Origin of the sequence: Haloferax profundi (assembly GCF_001469865.1) — an archaeon.
GTDB classification, from domain to species: Archaea; Halobacteriota; Halobacteria; order Halobacteriales; family Haloferacaceae; genus Haloferax; species Haloferax profundi.
This window is the reverse complement of sequence record NZ_LOPV01000684.1, coordinates 1-607: the sequence shown is the minus strand read 5'-3', so window position 1 is coordinate 607 and position 607 is coordinate 1. Positions and strand designations below refer to the sequence as shown.

The 607-nt window shown below is 53.9% G+C and carries 1 protein-coding gene; it reads left to right on the top strand.

Going from position 1 to position 607, the window contains the following annotated elements; all coding sequences use genetic code 11:
- Nucleotides 1–243: 243 nt before the first annotated feature.
- Nucleotides 244–607, top strand: a 364-nt coding sequence (locus AUR66_RS23195) for an FtsX-like permease family protein (protein ID WP_331457028.1), incomplete at its 3' end; no start/stop codon positions are given.

The following is a 607-nucleotide window of genomic DNA, read 5'->3' as shown; positions in this document are numbered from 1 at the left end:
ACAGCTCGAACAAGACTGACACTCACTGACCGTTCGACACACCCTGTAATCGAAGATACGTGGTACATTGGAAACCTCGAGACAGTCTCGCAACTCAACCCAACAGAGGCCATCACTATTGTCCCGTCTACACAGGCAACAGACACGCCACTGCTGTCTGCACTTCGGTTTTTTGTATTAGGAACCCAAGAGCTCACTCGGATTCTCCAACTCGCCACCCTTGCGAGTGGTGTCCTCGTTGGGGTGACCATTTACAGCGTTGTTCGGATTACGATTCGAGAACGGCGACCTGATATTGCGGTACTCCGGTCGACGGGTGCAACACCCATTCAGATTATCAGTCTCTACACACTCCGTGCAGTCGTCATCTCTGGTGTTGGACTCGCTCTTGGATACAGCGTTGGCGTCATTCTTGTTCGAGCTGTGTTGAACGCTGCAATCTATGCTGGGTTGCCAACCTCTCTTTCGCTCGGCATCACCCCACCACTTGTCGAACTCCTCGGAATTGCAACGGGCGTCCTCTTGGGTGCTGGCGTCCTTGCCGGTGTGACAGCTTCCTATCCCGAAGCAACCACATCACCCGAGCACCTGACTTCGACCCCACTCT